15 protein-coding genes are annotated in these 18,694 nt (G+C 44.9%); 7 read left to right on the top strand and 8 right to left on the bottom strand.

The annotated features are described in order from the left end of the window. Positions 1-358 precede the first annotated feature (358 nt). From AC1DXF_RS26800 to AC1DXF_RS26780, 5 genes are all read right to left on the bottom strand, one after another. Positions 359-1,105, bottom strand: coding sequence for a LytR/AlgR family response regulator transcription factor (locus tag AC1DXF_RS26800; protein WP_090644331.1), 747 nt, complete (start codon positions 1,103-1,105; stop codon positions 359-361). Beyond that, on the bottom strand, positions 1,102-2,136 hold the full coding sequence (locus tag AC1DXF_RS26795) for a sensor histidine kinase (protein ID WP_477451762.1): 1,035 nt from the start codon (positions 2,134-2,136) through the stop codon (positions 1,102-1,104). The genes AC1DXF_RS26800 and AC1DXF_RS26795 overlap by 4 nt, the downstream gene beginning before the upstream one ends. Positions 2,137-2,420: 284 nt before the next feature. Next, positions 2,421-2,756 (bottom strand): DUF4288 domain-containing protein, encoded by a 336-nt coding sequence (locus AC1DXF_RS26790; RefSeq protein ID WP_439696574.1) that lies wholly within the window; start codon positions 2,754-2,756, stop codon positions 2,421-2,423. A gap of 384 nt (positions 2,757-3,140) precedes the next feature. Beyond that, positions 3,141-4,040: a LiaF transmembrane domain-containing protein gene (locus AC1DXF_RS26785; protein WP_477451761.1), complete on the bottom strand. Its 900-nt coding sequence runs from the start codon at positions 4,038-4,040 to the stop codon at positions 3,141-3,143. Positions 4,041-4,622: 582 nt separating this feature from the next. After that, entirely contained in the window at positions 4,623-5,024 is a 402-nt protein-coding gene (locus AC1DXF_RS26780; RefSeq protein ID WP_477451760.1) for a LiaF transmembrane domain-containing protein, read from the bottom strand. A 201-nt stretch (positions 5,025-5,225) separates the two neighbouring features. On the opposite strand from AC1DXF_RS26780, the gene AC1DXF_RS26775 reads away from it, so the two are divergent. Together AC1DXF_RS26775 and AC1DXF_RS26770 are read left to right on the top strand one after the other, a co-directional pair. Continuing rightward, entirely contained in the window at positions 5,226-6,533 is a 1,308-nt protein-coding gene (locus tag AC1DXF_RS26775; protein ID WP_477451759.1) for a flavin monoamine oxidase family protein, read from the top strand. A 106-nt stretch (positions 6,534-6,639) separates the two neighbouring features. Continuing rightward, a complete protein-coding gene (locus AC1DXF_RS26770; protein ID WP_477451758.1) occupies positions 6,640-7,341 on the top strand; it encodes a L,D-transpeptidase family protein in 702 nt (233 codons plus the stop codon). A 92-nt stretch (positions 7,342-7,433) separates the two neighbouring features. Here AC1DXF_RS26770 and AC1DXF_RS26765 read toward each other — a convergent pair whose 3' ends face one another. From AC1DXF_RS26765 to AC1DXF_RS26755, 3 genes are all read right to left on the bottom strand, one after another. Next, positions 7,434-7,964 carry a ferritin gene (locus AC1DXF_RS26765; RefSeq protein WP_477451757.1) on the bottom strand — a complete coding sequence of 177 codons (531 nt, stop codon included), beginning with the start codon at positions 7,962-7,964 and terminating at the stop codon, positions 7,434-7,436. 416 nt (positions 7,965-8,380) lie between these two features. Next, positions 8,381-8,740, bottom strand: coding sequence for a hypothetical protein (locus AC1DXF_RS26760; RefSeq protein ID WP_477451756.1), 360 nt, complete (start codon positions 8,738-8,740; stop codon positions 8,381-8,383). A 504-nt stretch (positions 8,741-9,244) separates the two neighbouring features. After that, on the bottom strand, positions 9,245-10,411 hold the full coding sequence (locus tag AC1DXF_RS26755; RefSeq protein WP_477451755.1) for a hypothetical protein: 1,167 nt from the start codon (positions 10,409-10,411) through the stop codon (positions 9,245-9,247). 405 nt (positions 10,412-10,816) lie between these two features. Between AC1DXF_RS26755 and AC1DXF_RS26750 the strand changes: the two genes are divergently transcribed. The 5 genes from AC1DXF_RS26750 (at position 10,817) to AC1DXF_RS26730 (ending at position 18,594) form a co-directional block, all read left to right on the top strand. Continuing rightward, positions 10,817-12,679, top strand: a complete 1,863-nt coding sequence (locus AC1DXF_RS26750; RefSeq protein WP_477451754.1) for an alpha-amylase family glycosyl hydrolase — start codon at positions 10,817-10,819, stop codon at positions 12,677-12,679. A 45-nt stretch (positions 12,680-12,724) separates the two neighbouring features. Continuing rightward, entirely contained in the window at positions 12,725-13,372 is a 648-nt protein-coding gene (gene pgmB / locus AC1DXF_RS26745; protein WP_477451753.1) for a beta-phosphoglucomutase, read from the top strand. Between the two features lie 139 nt (positions 13,373-13,511). After that, a complete protein-coding gene (locus tag AC1DXF_RS26740; RefSeq protein ID WP_477451752.1) occupies positions 13,512-15,821 on the top strand; it encodes a glycoside hydrolase family 65 protein in 2,310 nt (769 codons plus the stop codon). A 113-nt stretch (positions 15,822-15,934) separates the two neighbouring features. After that, positions 15,935-16,792 (top strand): hypothetical protein, encoded by an 858-nt coding sequence (locus AC1DXF_RS26735; protein ID WP_477451751.1) that lies wholly within the window; start codon positions 15,935-15,937, stop codon positions 16,790-16,792. Continuing rightward, complete coding sequence (locus AC1DXF_RS26730) at positions 16,792-18,594, top strand: alpha-amylase family glycosyl hydrolase (RefSeq protein ID WP_477451750.1); 1,803 nt, start codon at positions 16,792-16,794, stop codon at positions 18,592-18,594. Before AC1DXF_RS26735 ends, AC1DXF_RS26730 begins: the two co-directional genes overlap by 1 nt. Positions 18,595-18,694: the final 100 nt, after the last annotated feature.

The raw sequence follows: 18,694 nt of genomic DNA, 5'->3' as shown, positions 1-18,694 counted from the left end.
ATTCATGACCAGGATAAATAAAAAGGCCTCCTTGTGAGAGACCCTTTATCCTTGGTTCAGCAGATCATATTGCTGGCAGGTTGCTCCTCAGCAGCGCCTGTTTCCTCTTTTGATCTGCATATGAAAATAAAAAAACTTGGCCATGCTTTGGTTTTTTTATTAGAAAAATATAACTTTATGTAATCTATTATCGCTTTTCAAGAGTAATTGCCTTACTTGCTGACAAATTTCATCATAGGAGATCCTTCACTACGTTCAGGATGACAGTTCTCTTATTGCATGTCATTTCCCCCTTCAGAATTTCGCGAAATTTTACCACTCAGCATGACAGCGCTCTTGTACTTATCCCTCAATCGTGTTAAATTCCCAACACCTGCTTCAACTTCACATACCCCGTTTTACTAACCGGGATCTTAGCCCCCGATTTCAGGATAGCCAAATGCGCGTCCTTTTCATAAGGGTCGATACGTGTTATCTGCGTAATGGCAATAATATACGAGCGGTGCACGCGGACGAACTGCCGTGGGTCGAGGGTTTGTTCGAAGAAGCTCATGGTTTTGTTTTTGAGGTATGAGCCTTCTTTGGTTATTACGGATACGTAGTCGTCGTCGGCCATGAGGTATTCAACGTCGGCAACGGGGATAATTTTTACTTTGGTGCCGGTTTTTACCACAATGCGCTCGTTTTGGGCGGGCGAATGGGCGGCAACGGCATCCAGCAGTTCTTCGGTATGTTTGGGGGTATGTTTTTCGGGAGCGGTGGCCAGGAATTTTTCGACAGCCTTGTTAAAACGTTCCTTGCTGAAGGGTTTCATGAGGTAATCCACAGCGTGGGCTTCGAAGGCTTTAATGGCGTACTCGTCAAAAGCGGTGGTGAAGATAACGGCGGGCGGGTTTTCTACCAGTTCCAGCATTTCAAAGCCGTTGATTTTGGGCATCTGCACATCTAAAAATATCAGGTCGGGCTGGTGCTGTTGTATGGCTTTCAGGCCTTCAAAGCCGTCGTTACATTCCTGTATCAGCTCAATATCTTTAAAATTTTGCAGGTATTCCATTACAACCATGCGGGCTAATGGCTCGTCGTCAATAATCAGGGCGCGCTTCATACTTGTGGTACTTTTATTATGGTTGTAAATATATTATCATTTGCGTAAGTTTCCATCAGGTCGTTACGGGCAAATAACAAATATAAACGGCGCTGCACCCCGCGCAAGCCAAAACCGGTACCTTTTTTAGGGCGGCTGGTTTGCGGATCGTAAGGGTTTTGCACCATCACCACCAGGTAATGGTCTTCCATTTCGCCACGGATGCTTACGGTAACTTCGCCGGTGGTATCGTACAAACCAAATTTTATGGCATTCTCAACCAGCGGCTGCAGCAGCATGGATGGCAGCAGGGCGGCACCGCAACGCGGGTCGCAACTGATCTCGGTTTGCAGGCGGTGGCCAAAGCGTACCTTTTCAATATCCAGGTATAAGTTCAGGTGTGCCAGCTCGTCGGATAGAGGCACCTGTTGCTGGTCGTCCTTTTTAAGGGTGCCGCGCAAAAAGTCGGATAGCTGGTGAATCATGGTACGGGCCAGGTCGGGTTTAAAGCCGATGAGCGCGTTAATGGAGTTAAGGCTGTTGAACAAAAAGTGCGGCTGCAGCTGCTGGCGCAGGTTGTACAACTCGGCATCGCGGGCCAGCTGCTCGGCCTCGGTTTTGCGTTTCAGGGTTTCGCGCTGATCGAGCTGCGAGTACCACAGCAAGCTGATCATGGCCATCCATCCCACGGCCAAAAAGTTGATAAAAAAGCGGATGGTTAACGATTGAATAACAAAGTTGACAAAGATGGCATCGGTATTAAGCAGCGGCAGCAAATACCGGCAGCCCGCGGCGCAAATGCCCGCCAGGGCCACCACCCATATAAACAGGTTGATATAGCTGCCCTTGCCCGGCTGGTAGTAGCGCAGGTTATTGTTAATAAGCCAGCAGGCGCCCGATAGCAGCACGGCGCTAAGCAAACCATCAATAGTTGAGGTGAACCACAAAAAACCAAAACTATGGATAATATACGTTTGCAACGCCGCCCAGCCGAAGCCACAGGCCACAAACGCACCGTATAATCTTGAAGCTTTTAAATTTGGTATGGCCAAAATGTTGTTCTGTTAATTTACTTTATAATCTTTTCGTCCCCGCAGGGTCTCTCGGTAGAGGACCCTGCGGCCAATGCCAGTCGTTTAGAATTATGTTTATCTAACAGCATTGTGCTCCTCACACCTCAGGGTCCTTTTTCAAAGAGACCCTGAGGGTACGGAATGCAGGGCGTCTAAGATTTCTCTTTCGCCCTCCCGCTCATGCCCCTGCTGCTCTATCGAAATGACATTTTCTTTATTTTAAATTCTTGATTCTTGACTCTTAATTCTTGACTCTTTTTCACTCAATTCCTCACCCCCAGCAACGCCGCCTTGTGATGAGCCCAGGCGATGTACAGGTCGGCGTCGGGTGTTTCGTGTATGTTGTAATACAGTTCGGCGCCGTCGGTGGGTTCGCTGATGCGGTTAAGTTCGGCCACATCAATAAATTGCCATTTAACGGTTTGGCGCTCAATATTTTTAAAGCTATCCTGGTTGGCATGGCCAATCTTGTTAGCTTTTTCAAAGGCATTCAGCTCGGTTTCGGCGCTGATTAACCGCAACTGCTCATCAAACTGCGCCTGATGATCGCCATCACCGCTTATTACCCTGAAAACTAATTTTGCTACGTACCAGTTCATGATTAGAAGCCCCCTCTAAATCTCCTCCTGAAGGGGGAGACTTTTTGTTTTTGTTTATAGATAATTAATAACTGTCATTATCGCTCCCCGATGTTTGTTGGGTTTCCAACTCACACCGGTTTTGAACGCTGGCTAATACTCACCCGGCGAGGCTGCGCCCGCCACCCTCTCTCTTCACCTGCGGTGGAAAGAGGGGCTTGAACGGTGGATACTTCAATCATTCAAAGTTCAATTTCAACTTTTCAAGCCCCTCTTTCCGGCGAAGCCGAAGAGAGAGTGGCCATCCGTTAGCTAACGGAGTAGCCGGGTGAGTCTTCTCCGCTATGCATCTGCTCCCTTTATTTTCAAAGTCTTGACTCCTGACTCTTGATTCTTGACTCTCTCTTAATAACTCCTGATATCCACCCCTGCAAAAATCGATACCCCTTTTAGTACCAGTATCTTGCCGTTAACGTTTGATGCTGTGCTGCGGATGCGTTTATCGTCTACGCTGGCAAATACGGCGGCCAAATCTGATACTACCTGCCAGTTGGATGGTACTATGATTTTGGTGCCGCCGAAAATCTGGGTAATATCCAGGTATACGCGTCCATCAATATCGGCCTGGGTAAAGTCGAGCTCGGCCCCGCCGAAAATGTTAACAATATCGCCGCCCTTGAAATTTTTGCTCAGGATGGTTTTATTAACCCCGCCGAAGATGGATACGGTATCCAGGTAATCGTCGCCGTTATGGTGGCCAAAAGGCGGCATATCGGGCGGAGGGGTGTTGGCGCCGGCTGCAGCGGGCTCGCCTAATGGTGGTATTTCGCCGCCATCTTTTACGGTGTAGTCAACAATCGGGTCTTCCATTTTACCAAAGTCGAACTTAGGTTTTTCGGTTTTTTTGCCCCAGTTGGCAGGGTCGGCAAAATCTTTTTCCCATTTGGTTTTGTATTTACCGGTAACAGGATCATGGCTTTTGCCGCGTCTTACAATAAGCCACATACCAAAGGCTATGATGGCAACCGGCCATACAATCCTGTCGGAATTATCAACATTGTTGATGATAAACAAGCCTATACCAATGGCTATTAATATTGGGCCCGATGATTTCTGAAAATTATGTTTGGCTCCCACATATAGGCCCCAGCATACAAGCCATAAAGGCCATAGTTCGATACGATCGGGAATGAAGAAAAGGCTAAATTGTTTTAGTAATAATATTGCTCCTACAATCAGCAATATTATGCCAGCCATGGCTTTGCCTCTGTTGGGGTTTTGCGGAGAATTTATATCGTTGTTCATTTGTTCAGTTGCATTTTAAATCATATCCCAAAACTAAGGTAACATAATACATGTGCCAAACAAATACTGGCGATATATTTAAAGTAATCGGTAAGGGGGTAAGTTTTGTCGGTGAAAAAGTTGGGGGGTGTTTAAACGACGCAATGATTAAGATTTAACATCTTTCGTTAAATGAAATATTTTCCTTTCGTGAAAATTCCGAACAGGCAACTACCACCCGGAAAATTGGGGTAAAGCAAAAGGGAAGGAGGGTTATGAGGATGTGCGACAGGTATGTTAAAAGGTTACGGCAGGTGGTTGGCAGGTGGTTTACCAGTTGTCGAAAAATGTGGTATAAAAATGCATTTTTCTTGTTCAAAACTTGATATCTGTTGCACATTATTTGAATTTTTTTGCCGATTTTGTTTTAAAAATACACATCATGGTGTTGCCCCGCTGATAGAAGCGGGGCCGGGCTATCCACTCATACGCCTGCAGGCATTACGCGCATTGGCCGGTACCCGTTACTATCCCTAACACTCAAAAAAAAGGGAGAACCTATACAGGCCCTCCCTCAAATTAAAACTATTAAATCAAAATGTATTATACTTCGGGCCCGGCAGGCTTATCAAAATGGAAAGGCTGTTTGGGCTGGGTGAAAATTTGTTCTTCGGTGTGTTTGCGTGGCTTAACCACCATCCAGGCGCCAAAGGCCATGATGGCCAGTGGCCATACTATGCGGTCGGCATCGGGGATGTTTTCGTCGAGCAAAAAGACTACGCCAACCAGGGTAACAATTATCCAGGCCGGCTTCCTGAAGTTATATTTTGCACCCATATAGGTACCCCAGGCAATCATCCACATTGGCCAGCTAAACAGCCAGTCGGGTATAAAAAACAAGTCGAATTGGTTTATCAGTAAAAGGCTTCCAGCTACTAATAAAATTGCCCCTGCGGCTGCTCTGCTGTTGTTTGGGGTGTTTAGGGTGTTTATATCGTTGTTCATCGTCGTAAGTTTTAAATTATACCCTAAAAGTACTGCGGTATATAAGGCACAGCAAGCCAATATTGGCGAACAGGGTATAACAACCCGGTAAGCAAGTGGATTTTGTCGGTGAATGCAGTTGCCGTTTTTCGCCGCAAATTTGACAAACAAATGCCGCTTTGTATCATTACAATAATTACATTGGCCTACCATAATATTACGATGGAAGATACTGATATATTGATCATAGGCGCCGGCTCGGCTGGTTTAATGGCTGCCCGCACACTGGCAAAAGCCGGTAAAAAAGTTGCCGTGCTGGAGGCCCGCGACAGGGTAGGCGGCCGCATTCACACACTCGAGAATACATCCGGCCAACAACCGCTCGAACTGGGTGCCGAATTCATCCACGGCGATTTGCCGCTCACAAAATCTTTATTGGATGAGGCAGGTATCGCCTATAACCATGCCGGTGCATCTATGTGGCGGTACGAGGATGGGGAGTTTAAAGAGAACGAAACCTTTGTAGAACATTGGGACGATTTCCTGGATGAACTTGGTGATTTAGAGCAGGATATGAGCATCAACTGCTTTTTGCTCCGGGAGTTTAAGGGCGAAAAATACCGTCGTTTAAGGGAATCGGTACGCCAATATGTATCCGGCTATGATAACGCCGACCCCAAAAAAGCCAGTGCGTTTTCCCTGCGCCGCGAATGGCAATCTGAAGATATGGGAGCACAATATCGTGTAGCAGGTGGCTACGGTAAATTAACCGGTTTTTTGGCAGACGAGATAACTGCTGCCGGTGGTCACATCTACTTAAATTCGGCAGTAAAAAAGATTTTTTGGCAGCAAAAGCGGGTAAAAGTGATTACCAGTGTTGGCTGTACCCATACGGCAAAGCAATTGATAGTGGCCTTACCCCTTGGCGTGCTGCAGGTTAATGCAGGTGATTCGGAGGCGATCAGCTTTAACCCCGAAATTCCGGATCATGCCAAAGCCATCAATGCTTTAGGCTTTGGGGCGGTAATAAAAATCCTGCTGGAGTTTGATGAAGCCTTTTGGGGCGATAAACAAACCGAAAAACTGGCCGGTAAAAGCCTTAGCGACATAGGCTACCTGTTTAGCACCGAAGAAATCCCCACCTGGTGGACACAGGCGCCCCAACATACCAACATCCTAACCGGCTGGATAGGTGGCCCCGAAGCTGCCGAAAAAACGGATACCCATAATACTGAAATACTAAAGCAAAGCCTGCAATCATTGGCCACTATTTTTAACCGGGACGAGCAGCAACTCAAACAAAAACTCCTTAACTACCACATAGTGAACTGGACGGCTGATGAATTTACCCGTGGCTCTTACGCTTATGATACGGTGGAGGCCGACCAGGCGCGATTGGTTTTAAATAAACCGGTAGAGCATACTATTTTTTTCGCCGGAGAGTACTTATACAACGGTGCTGCAATGGGTACCGTTGAAGCTGCACTGGATAGTGGGCTACGTGCTGCCGAACGGGCGATGCTGCTGTAATCCGGGACGAATTGTCGGCGTTTGTATTGGCGGTATCTTCATATTTTTAATCGCGGATAATATATTAACTAAATCTTTCGTTATAGGCGGATAAGTACCTTATCCAATGCCCAAATTATTCCTGATCCTGCTGTTTTCATATTTAATTATTGTCAGCCCTCGGCCCAAATTGCCGGATAGCAAACGGGCCGGTGATGCGCGTGCTACGGTGTGGCCCCGGTTACAAAGGGAATTAAACGATAAGGGTTTTAAAGGGGAAGCACCCATTTACATCCGCATTTTTAAAGACCAAGACGCGTTGGAAGTTTGGAAAAAGACAGGCAATAAATACAAGCTGTTTAAAACTTACCAGATTTGTTATTACTCGGGCAACCTGGGCACCAAAACCAAAAAGGGCGATAATAAAAGCCCAGAAGGTTTTTACTCCATCGAACCAAAACAATTAAACCCGGTAAGCAACTATTACCTGGCTATTAATGTGGGCTATCCCAACACGGTTGAGCAGTTAAAGGGCTATACCGGCAATGCTATTATGATACACGGGCACTGCGCATCTATCGGTTGTTACGCCATGACGGACGCCCGCATTGAAGAGATTTATACCCTGGTTTATAAAGCTTTTGAGGCCGGCCAGCAAAAGATCAGCCTGGATATCTTTCCCTTCAGGATGGATAACGCGCACATGGATTTTTACAGCCGCCAACCATACATGGCTTTCTGGAAAACGCTTAAGCCCGGGTATGAAAAGTTTGAAAAAACGCATTTGCCCGTTACCTACTATATCAAAGGGAAGAATTATGCGTTTTAAGCTTTAATGAAGATCAAAAAAAAGTCCCCTTGCAATACGCAAAAGGACTTGATTTTCAAAACCCTCTCCTTTGGATAGGGTAGGGGGAGGCTTTACGCCTCGCTGTTATATTTTATTTCGCCAACATGTTTGTCAATTTGCCAGCGGCCGGTACCTTCTTCGCCGATAACTTCAAATAGTTCAAGGGCGCGGCGTGCTTTGTATTCTTCTTCGCGCTGCTCTTTCAGGAACCAGTTTAAAAACTCCATGGTAACAAAATCCTGCTCTTTCATGCAGCGGGCATAAATGTTTTTGATAGAATTGGTAACGCTGATTTCCTGGTCCAAAGCCTCTTCAAACACCTCGCGAAACGAGTTGTATTCCTGTTTAATGCCGGTAATTTCCGGCGATACAGAATTCCCACCCATATCGAGAATGTATTTAAAAAATTTTAACTGGTGCATTCTTTCTTCTTCGGCTTGTTTAAAAAAGTAATCGGCCGAAAAATCATAACCATTACGGTTACACCAGGATGCCATTGATAAATATACTGACGAAGAGTATGCTTCCTTTTTTACTTGTTGGTTTAAAAGCACTTCAAGATCGGTAGAAATAAGGCTTTTTATGCGGAGTAGATCTTTCATGATGGATTAAATTGGTTGGTTATTATATGCCTGTGCAGGATGTTATACAATAATAACGCTATAATCTTATATTGTTCAATATAAAGTTAATATGAATTTAATCTAAATAGAGGGTTGTGAGTTGTGAGTTGTGAGTTGTGAGTTGTGAGTTGTGAGTTGTGAGTTGTGAGTTGTGAGGTGTGAGTTGTGAGGTGTGAGTTGTGAGTTGTGAGTTGTGAGTTGTGAGTTGTGAGTTGTGAGGTGTGAGGTGTGAGGTGTGAGGTGTGAGTGCAATTATGTTAAATAGTTAAAACAATCTTCATCAATGTCAACTTGCCCCTAATGACTAATGACTAATGACTAATGACTAATGACTAATGACTAATGACTAATGACTAATGACTAATGACTAATGACTAATGACTAATGACTAATGACTAATGACTAATGACTAACTTATCGTGCAATATGTGGTTCAACTCCAGCATCACAAAGGTTCCTTCCAGCAGTTCTTTCAGGGCTATAATTTGTACAAGGGTTAAAACGTAGCAGTGGTCGCAGGCGCAGATAAAGATGATCTCCACATCGGGATCTTTGGTGGTATTAAGCAGGGCATGCTCAATATCTATATGATAAACTGCCTTACGGAGTTTTAATAAACAACGGTAATCAAATTTGGCAACCTTTCCGGCAAAATCAACATACCAGCAGCGCTCTTCGTCGCATTGATAAATGGCTCCTTTTGTTGTTTTAAAAACATCGGTCCAGTGAGTTGTTTGAGTAAGTGTCGCAATCATATAACATTACAAAGATTGCGTTTATTTATAATTAATCCAAATAGTATTAAGCTTTTTTTGTATTCATTTTTCCACATCAACAATTATTATCTTTATTTGTAATTATTCCAAATAAAGATAAAGAAATTTTATCAACATGGGTTTTGAACGCGGGCGGATACTCACCCCGCCAGGCTACGCCGGCGACCCTCTCTCCGGCTGGCGCCGCAAAGAGGGTTAAGACATTTTTTTTAAATCTTTTTTCCTTTCCCCGCCCCTCTATGTACCTTCAGGGTCTTTCTGAATAGAGGACCCTGAGGGATTCGGGTAGCAAAATTACAACGGTTAGCACTAAGCAGGCGAGCTCAGTGGCCCTTTTCAAGGAGATCCTGAGCGTACGAAACTATTGGGTACAAGCAACCCCAAATTACTACCAGGGCTACGGCCAATAGGTATAAGAAAATTTTCCAGCGGGTGCTTAGGGGGTATTCTTTGTTCAAAATGCGCTTTATTTAGATGGGGTAATTAATTTATTAGGTAAAACCAGGGTATGTGCAGCAAGCCCTTGCGGATGCTTACATTTACGGTGTCGCCTATTTGGGTGGCATGGTAGGTGCCACGGTCAACATCTATACTTTTGGCTGTACCATGGGGTTGCCAGGCCTTTAGGGCAAGCGTATAGGTAGTGCTTTTACCCCGCTTAATGGTTTTGTCAAGAACGGTAGTTTTATATTGTTTAGGCGTCGAACTATCAAACGCGCAGTTAAGTTGCATGGTGGTACCAAAGCCATACAAACCGGATATCAACAGCATAATGAGTGCCTGCGCGGTTTTCGATGGCAGGGAACTGTTTGTACCCCAGCGGTAAAGTATGGTAAACAGCATTGCGCCAATGCCCAGGCAGGGAAACCAGGTATTGGTATAACTGTAAATATTAAATTGGTTTAATGATTTAAACAGCATGATAAATATGGGCATAGTAATGCCAAACCCTACAAACGGGTAAACGCTTACCTTGCCCGAACTTAGAAACCTGGTTACGCCCCGGCCGGCAACTATAATGGTTACGCCCAACAGCGGATACCCCATCATAATTAAAGCAGCAACAGGCCTATTATTAACCGGGATCATGGCAAATAGCAGTACAAACCCCGCAACGTTGTAAATCAGCGCTATTTTTTTTCCCTTTTTTAGCTTGTTTTTACGTTCTGCTTTCGTAAGGCCATATTTTTTGTTTTGCAAAAATTTTTGTTTTTCGGCGGATAAGGATACGCCGTAAAGATCCGTGAATTTTTCGCTGATCCATTTTTTGAGTTCGTCGCTATCCTTAAAATCCTGGTAATTGTTAATGGTGATTTTGGGCGATGCAGCCCCCTCAAGCGGATCGATATATATTACTTTTTCGCCTACCCGGCAGCCTTTTACATCGACACATAATAACTCCTTTGTTCCAAAAGCAGTAGTGCGGGTGATGCTGTAATCGGATACGGTAACCCTGCTCCTGAATACGTTGATGAGCATCAATACGCATGGTATTACAACGACGAAGCAAAACAATAAAGCGCTTAAACCGTGCTTGCCGGGTACATTAAGGCCGGATAAGCCCAACCCGAGGAAAAATAAGATTAAGACGGACAGTAACAGGCCGGAAAATATCCGGAAACCAATTGATAGCCTAAATTCGCGCTCCATGTGTAATGTTTGGTGGGATAAATATAGATTTTTATTGATTGGATAGGGATGTTTTTGATACAGTTGTTTGTGTGAAACTTAAACATCGGCTTTGAACGCGGGCACGACTCACCCGGCCGACGCTTCGCTGGGCCACTCTCTCTCCGGCTTGCGCCGCAAAGAGGGTTAAAACATTTTATTTTTTTTACTTGTTTTTCATTTTTCCGCCCCTCTATGCGACGCAGTCGGAGAGAGGGGCCGACGGGCGTAGCCTCGTCGGGGTGAGTCGTCTGCGCCATATAAATCCCGTCCGCTCAATAATTATTTAAATTAATATACAACAAATCAATTTTATTATAAATTTGAAACGCGGTTAAGCCTAAAAGCCGGCCGTAGCCAATTATACTTTTTTACCTGTTTTATTATATGAAGAAAACGTTACTCTTTGCCTTATGCAGCTTTGTGCTTGCGTTGGGCGCTTCGGCACAAATGCCTGCTTTAGAGCGTGTTGAGCCTATGTCGTGGTGGGTAGGCATGAGCAACCCCAACCTGCAGCTGATAGTGCATGGCAATAATATTGCGGGCCGTAATGTGGTACTTAATTACCCAGGTGTTAAGGTCAAAGCGGTGCACAAAGTCGAAAACTCAAATTATTTATTCATCGATCTGCAACTTTTTTCATCCGCACGTCCGGGAACGTTCCCGATAAAATTTACAAAGGCCGGTGAAAAGGACCTGGTTTACCAATATACCTTGAATAAACGCGACAAATCTGCCGGCCGTATCCAGGGTGTAACCAGCAAAGATCTCATCTACCTCATCATGCCCGATCGCTTCAGCAACGGCGATGAAAGCAACGATTCATTTGATAACCTGCGCGAGAAAGGCGTTCACCGCGATTCGATGTACAGTCGTCACGGCGGCGATATTCAGGGTGTGATGAACCACCTTGATTATTTAAAGGCGTTGGGTGTAACTGCCATATGGATGACCCCCGAAATTGAGAACGACGAGCCGCACGCATCATACCATGGCTACGCCGTTACAGATTATTATAAAATAGACCCACGATACGGTACCAACGAGTTGTATAAAAAGTTTGTAGCAAAATGCCACAGCATGGGCCTGAAGGTGATTAAAGACCTTGTACATAATCACGCCGGCACCGAGGGTTATACCATTTTGGATATGCCGATGAAAAGCTGGGTACATCAATGGCCAAAATATACTAAATCAAACTTTAGGGATGCAGCGGTGATGGATCCGCATGCGTCGCCAATGGACAAGAAGCTGATGGCCGATGGCTGGTTTGACCATCGTATGGCCGATATGAACCAGAATAATCCATACGTGCAAAATTACCTTACCCAAAACCACATCTGGTGGGTAGAGTATGCGGGTATTGATGGTTTTCGTTTAGATACCTATCCGTATAACGATCCGGCATATATGGCCAAATGGGCGCAGGACGTCAAAGCCGAGTTTCCAAGACTTTCCATTTTTGGCGAAACCTTGGTATGGTCGGCTGCCAACCAGGCATTTTTTACACAGGGCAATACCGTTAACCGTGGCATGGATACCCACCTGCCCGGCGTAACCGATGCCGTATTGAAGGATGCGATTTATGAAGCTTTGAACGGTAATGACGGCTGGACAGATGGCGTTGGCCGCCTGTACTCGGTTATAGCGCAGGACTTTTTATACCAGGATGCTACCCGCAACACCATATTTGTGGACAATCACGATATGAGCCGCCTGTTATCTGTAGTGAAAGAAGATTTTACCAAATACAAATCGGCCATGGCAATGCTGCTTACCATGCGTGGCGTACCGCAATTATATTATGGCGATGAGATCCTGATGAAAAATTACAGCGATCCTGATGGTTTAGTGCGCGAGGATTTTGCCGGCGGATGGAAAGGTGATAAAGAAAATAAATTTACCGCTGATGGCCGCAGTAAAAAGGAAAACGAAGCATTTAATTACGTAAGCAAGCTGGCCAATTACCGCAAAGGTACAACCGCCCTGCAAACGGGCAAAATGATGCAGTTTGTACCCGAAAAAGGTATTTATGTGTACTTCAGGTATGATGCTGCCAAAACGGTAATGGTTATTTTCAACAGCAGCGATAAGGATCAAACAACGACAACTGACCGGTATTTTGAACGAATTGGCGATGCAAAAAAGGCCCGCAACGTGATAACAGATGAGCCGGTTGACCTGGGCAGCATCACCATACCTGGCAAAACAGCTTTGGTACTCGAAATATTACCCGGCGGTACTCATTAAAAATTATATCTTAGTGGCTTTGAGCCGCGTATCTAAAAAGTTACAATGAACAATATTAAAGCATGTATTTTCGACCTGGATGGAGTAATTGTCGATACAGCCGTTTATCACTACAAAGCCTGGAAAAGATTGGCCAACTCGTTGGGCTTCGATTTTACCGAGCACCAGAACGAACAGCTGAAAGGCGTAAGCAGAGTACGCTCGCTCGAGCTTATTTTAGGCTGGGGAGGCGTAACTAAAACTGCAGAGGAGCAGGAGGTTTTAGCCACTCAGAAAAATACCTGGTACATGGAAATGGTTAACCAGATGAAACCTGATGAAATATTGCCGGGCGCAAAGGAGTTTGTAGAAATATGCCGCAAAGCGGGCATCAAGATTGCCTTAGGTTCGGCCAGCAAAAACTCCATGACCATCCTCAACAAAACTGGTATCACCAACCTTTTTGATGCGGTTATTGATGGCAATAAGGTAAGCAAAGCCAAACCCGACCCCGAAGTTTTTTTGGAGGGCGCTAAAGCCCTAAGTGTTGAACCCGAAGAATGCGTGGTATTTGAAGATGCCATTGCCGGGGTAGAGGCAGCCAAAGCCGGCGGCATGAAAGTAGTTGGCATAGGCCAGCCGGGTGTGCTTGATGCTGATTTGGTAATCAGTGGGTTGAATGAAATGACGTTAGATAAATTATTTAAATTATAAGAAGCCCTCGATATGTCATTGCGAGGAGGAACGACGAAGCAATCGCGAACTTTACAAAGCGGATTTGCAAAGTTCGCGATTGCCACGCTACGCTCGCAATGACATACCAAGGCTTAAACATTATTACAATTGCAATTCAATGAAGGACTATATTAAAGTTGATGAGTGGAAAATAATCGAAGAAGGCTTTGATGCGCACCATCACCAGGTATCTGAAAGCATATTTAGCCTGGGTAACGGCAGGATGGGGCAGCGCGCCAACTTTGAAGAGGCATATAGCGGCGAAACATTATTGGGTAATTACGTTGCCGGGGTTTATTATCCCGATAAAACACGTGTAGGCTGGTGGAAAAACGGATATCCTGAATATTTTGCCAAAGTATTGAACGCTGCTAACTGGACAATTATTGATGTAGTTTTAGATGGCGAACAGTTGGATTTGGTCAAATGCGAGGTTACCAGCTTCCGCCGTGAATTGAATATGAAGGAAGGCTACCTGAAACGTACTTTCACTGCCAAAACCGCATCTGGCAAAGAAGTATCGGTTGAGGCCTGCCGCTTTTGCAGTATGGTTGATGACGAAACCGCGGCTATTAATTATACCATTACCCCACTAAATTTTAGCGGTACCATCACTATTACCCCGGCTATTGATGGTGATGTAATGAACAAAGACTCCAACTACGACGAAAAGTTTTGGGATGAATTAAGCAAAGCCAACCAGCCCGATGGAGGATATGTTGTAATGCGTACCAAAAAAACCGGTTTTGAAGTGGCGACCGGTATGAAATTCAGCGTTTTGCAAAACGGCGAAATTATCCGGCCAAAAACAACAGCGATATCGAAAGAAAAATACGTAGCATCAAAAATTGAATTGCAGGCACAACCGGGCCAAAGCATCAGCATTATCAAATACGTTGCTAACCTGTCGTCGCAAAATCATAAACCCGAAGACCTGGTTGCCGCGTTGGCAGCTACTTTAGATCGCATCAGCCTTAAAGGTTTTGATACCATGCTGGCCGAACAAGCCGCTGCCTGGGCCGAAAAATGGAAACACAACGATATCATCATAGAAGGAGATGAATCGGCTCAACAGGCCATCCGCTTTAATATTTTCCAGCTTAACCAAACTTATACCGGCGAGGATGACCGCCTGAACATAGGCCCCAAAGGCTTCACCGGCGAAAAATACGGCGGCTCAACCTATTGGGATACCGAGGCTTATTGTGTGCCTTTTTACCTGGCCACCGCACCGCAAAAAGTTACCCGCAACCTGCTGCTTTACCGGTATAAACAATTGGGCAAGGCTATCGAGAATGCGGCTTTATTGGGCTTTAAAAACGGGGCAGCATTATATCCCATGGTTACTATGGATGGTACTGAATGCCATAACGAGTGGGAGATCACTTTTGAAGAAATTCACCGGAATGGCGCTATCGCTTATGCTATTTTTAATTATGTGCGCTATACTGAAGATAAAGCATACCTGGCCGATTATGGTTTTGAAGTATTAATAGCGATAGCCAGGTTCTGGTCGCAAAGGGTAAGCTGGTCGCAGGATAAGCAACAGTATGTAATGCTGGGTGTAACCGGGCCAAACGAGTACGAAAATAACGTAAACAATAACTGGTATACCAGTATGCTGGCCGTTTGGTGTATGAAATATACCATGGAAGTTGCCGAAAAAGTGAAGGCTGCCGATAAGGTAAAATACGATGCCCTCGCGGCCAGGATCGACCTGGATGAAGCTGCAGAGTTTAGCCGCTTTGGCCATATTGTTGAAAATATGTACCTGGGCCATGATGAAAAGCAGGGCATATTTTTACAGCAGGACGGTTACCTGGATAAAGAACAGATATTAGTAAAAGACCTGCCGGCAACAGACCGCCCGCTGAACCAAAAATGGAGCTGGGACAGGATCCTGCGCTCCTGCTACATTAAACAAGCCGACGTATTACAGGGGATTTACTTTTTTGAAGATGAATACGATATTGATACCATCCGCCGAAACTTTGACTATTATGAGCCACGCACCGTGCATGAGTCGTCATTATCGCCATGTGTGCACGCTATTTTGGCCGCAAAACTGGGCGACGAGGCCCGTGCCTACGAATTTTACCTGCGTACCGCGCGGTTAGATCTGGACGATTATAACAATGATACCGAAGATGGCTGCCACATCACCTCGATGGCCGGAACCTGGATGGCCGTTGTAGAAGGCTTTGGCGGAATGCGTGTAAGGGACGGCAAACTGCTGTTCCAGCCGTTTATTCCCGAAAAATGGGCCTCGTTCTCGTTCCATATTGGTTTCCGCGGATCATTGCTCAATATCAAAGTGAGCAAGGATGGCGTGAATATTAAAAACCTGTCGGATGTGGAAACTACGGTATCTGTTTATGGTAAAGATCAGTTGGTAAAAGCCAACGACGAATTATTGGTTGAGGCGTAATGAATTTAGGCCGTAACCAACAATATATTATAGCGGTAGCAGTTGCAGTTTTTGTTTCCCTGATAATTCATCGCGTATTTACAAGTGATGGGCTTGGTGGTCTTTTTGCGGTAATGTCAGTAACATTTTTAATTGGTTTGCCCTATGCTGTCGGTTATTTAACGGTTTATTTATGCAAAACCGAAACTATAGAAAGTTCGGCAAAGGCATTTTTTATACCCTTTGTGCCGATGTTCATATTTTTTTTAATCACTCTTTTTTTTAGCCTGGAGGGTATTGCATGCTGGATAATGATCATGCCGATATTTTTAATAGTGGCGGGTTTAGGTGGTATTACTGCACGGCATTTTAAACTTAAAAAGCGCGATAAAACCAAAAACTTTGTATATATAGTTTTATTGCTGCCCTTTTTTATGGCTCCTATAGAAAAAGCCATAGGCGCAATTCCAGGCAATTATAAGGCTTACACCGAAATAGTTATCAATGCCGGAAATGTTTCCGTTTGGCGCAATGTAACTCGTGTTAGCGCTATAGATAAGAAACAAGATAGCGCTGTTTTCACAAGGTCTCTGGGTTTCCCACGCCCAATAAGTGCAGAGTTGGATACAGAAGCTGTTGGCGGCAAACGTAAGGCCATATTTGATAAAGGGCTGGTGTTTGATGAAACTGTAACCCAATATAGTGACCTCCGATCTATGACGTTTACTATTCATGCCAACCCGTATGATATTCCTTCTACTACTATGGATAAGCACATTGTTGTAGGTGGCGAGTTTTTTGATGTGCTGAATGGAACTTACGAGTTGGAGCAAATTGATCCCGGTCATTGCAAACTCCGCTTATACAGTAATTTTAAACTAAATACCACCTTTAACTTTTATGCAGGCCTTTGGGCTACGTGGGTAATGAAGGATATTCAGCAAAACATATTAAAGGTGATCAAGGAACGGTCGGAGGCCTGCCAGGGATAATGAAAAAAGTGGTATTTATTTTATTGACATCGTTGGCATTTCAAAACAGCTTTGCCCAACATCACCCCAAAAAAAGAAAAATGGAACAAACTACTGCCGATCATAAGCTGATCATATACCAACTATTGCCCCGCTTGTTTGGCAATACCAAAACGCTCAATAAAACCAACGGTTCCATTGAAGAGAATGGCGTTGGTAAGCTGAACGATATTAATGATAAAGCCCTGCACGAGATAAAAAAAATGGGCTTTACCTACGTTTGGTATACCGGTGTAATTGAGCACGCCACCATGACCGATTATTCGGCTTACGGCATTAAGGCCGATGACCCGGATATTGTGAAGGGAAGGGCAGGCTCGCCTTATGCTATCAAGGATTATTATGATATTGACCCCGATCTTGCTGTTGACGTGAAAAACCGCATTGGCGAATTTGAGGAGTTAATAAAACGTACCCATGCTAACGGGTTAAAGGTATTGATGGATCTGGTACCCAACCACGTGGCCCGTACTTATGCATCTGACGTAAAACCGGCCGGCGTGCGCGATTTTGGTCAGGATGATGATAAAAGCAAAGGCTTTAGTCCGCAAAATGACTTTTACTACATACCGGGGCAGCCTTTTGTAGTACCTGCGGGATACAATCCGGGTGGCGATGAATTTAAAAGCCCATTAAAGGACGGTAAATTTGATGAGAACCCGGCCAAAGCAACCGGTAACGATGTGTTCAGCGCATCACCATCTATAAATGATTGGTTCGAGACGATGAAGTTGAACTATGGGGTTGATTATATGGATCACCGCCGTGGACATTTTGACCCGATACCGCCGCTTTGGAATAAAGTTTACTATATTTTAAAATACTGGACTGCTAAAGGTGTCGACGGTTTTCGCTGCGACATGGTGGAGATGGTGCCTCTTGAATTCTGGGCCTGGGTAATCCCGAAAATGAAAGCGGAGCATCCCGGTATTGTTTTCATTGGCGAAGCATACGATAAAGGCAAATACAGCGATTATATTTTTAAAGGACACTTTGATTACCTGTACGATAAGGTTGGCCTGTACGATACTATCCGCAACTTAACCCGTAACGATTACCACACCAATACCTGGGGCATCAACGCGGTTTGGAACCACGATAGCAAGGGCATTGACCAGCACATGCTCCGCTTTATGGAAAACCATGACGAGCAACGCATTGCATCGCCTGATTTTGCCGGCAATCCGTGGCTGGCCGTGCCGGGCATGATTATAACAGCAACGCTAAACACCGGGCCGGTGATGATATACTCCGGTCAGGAAGTTGGCGAACCCGGCGCAGGCAGCGAAGGGTTTAGCGGTAACGATGGCCGTAGTTCGATATTTGACTATTGGGGTGTACCCGAACACCAGAAATGGCTTAACGGCGGTGCTTATGATGGCGGTAAACTATCTGATGATCAAAAAAAGCTGCGGGGTTTCTATAGCACCCTGCTTAACGCCGTGCACAACAGCCCGGCCATTAAAACCGGCGCTTTTTATGAGCTGATGATGGCCAATGAGCACCAGCCGGGGTTCGACACCAAAATGTATATATACCTGCGTTATACCAATAATCAGCGTATATTAGTGATAACCAATTTTAACCGGGATGCCCGCAAATTAAGCATAAAACTGCCGGACGACCTGTTACATAAATTAAATATAAACGGCAAACAGCAATTTACAGATCTGCTCAGCGGCAGCAAATTCAATACAGATGATATAAAAAATGGTGTTGAAGTAACTGTAGGAGCGAGTAGCGGGTTGATGCTGGAGTTTTAGTAAACTATGTCATTGCGAGTACCCATCAGGGGTATCCCTGAAAAAAACCGTTATGACGTTTAAAAAACAGCTATTGATTATCAATAACTTACATGGACGT

This window comes from Mucilaginibacter sp. P2_A5 (assembly GCF_056404995.1).
The sequence above is the reverse complement of the archived record's forward strand: the minus strand, read 5'-3'. Positions and strand labels throughout refer to the sequence as shown.

Coding starts and splice junctions, on each gene's coding strand:
- AC1DXF_RS26800 (WP_090644331.1), bottom strand. CDS start 1,105: ATGAAGCGCGCCCTGATTATTGACGACGAGCCATTAGCCCGCATGGTT.
- AC1DXF_RS26790 (WP_439696574.1), bottom strand. CDS start 2,756: ATGAACTGGTACGTAGCAAAATTAGTTTTCAGGGTAATAAGCGGTGAT.
- AC1DXF_RS26785 (WP_477451761.1), bottom strand. CDS start 4,040: ATGAACAACGATATAAATTCTCCGCAAAACCCCAACAGAGGCAAAGCC.
- AC1DXF_RS26780 (WP_477451760.1), bottom strand. CDS start 5,024: ATGAACAACGATATAAACACCCTAAACACCCCAAACAACAGCAGAGCA.
- AC1DXF_RS26775 (WP_477451759.1), top strand. CDS start 5,226: ATGGAAGATACTGATATATTGATCATAGGCGCCGGCTCGGCTGGTTTA.
- AC1DXF_RS26770 (WP_477451758.1), top strand. CDS start 6,640: ATGCCCAAATTATTCCTGATCCTGCTGTTTTCATATTTAATTATTGTC.
- AC1DXF_RS26765 (WP_477451757.1), bottom strand. CDS start 7,964: ATGAAAGATCTACTCCGCATAAAAAGCCTTATTTCTACCGATCTTGAA.
- AC1DXF_RS26760 (WP_477451756.1), bottom strand. CDS start 8,740: ATGATTGCGACACTTACTCAAACAACTCACTGGACCGATGTTTTTAAA.
- AC1DXF_RS26755 (WP_477451755.1), bottom strand. CDS start 10,411: ATGGAGCGCGAATTTAGGCTATCAATTGGTTTCCGGATATTTTCCGGC.
- AC1DXF_RS26750 (WP_477451754.1), top strand. CDS start 10,817: ATGAAGAAAACGTTACTCTTTGCCTTATGCAGCTTTGTGCTTGCGTTG.
- pgmB (WP_477451753.1), top strand. CDS start 12,725: ATGAACAATATTAAAGCATGTATTTTCGACCTGGATGGAGTAATTGTC.
- AC1DXF_RS26740 (WP_477451752.1), top strand. CDS start 13,512: ATGAAGGACTATATTAAAGTTGATGAGTGGAAAATAATCGAAGAAGGC.
- AC1DXF_RS26735 (WP_477451751.1), top strand. CDS start 15,935: ATGTCAGTAACATTTTTAATTGGTTTGCCCTATGCTGTCGGTTATTTA.
- AC1DXF_RS26730 (WP_477451750.1), top strand. CDS start 16,792: ATGAAAAAAGTGGTATTTATTTTATTGACATCGTTGGCATTTCAAAAC.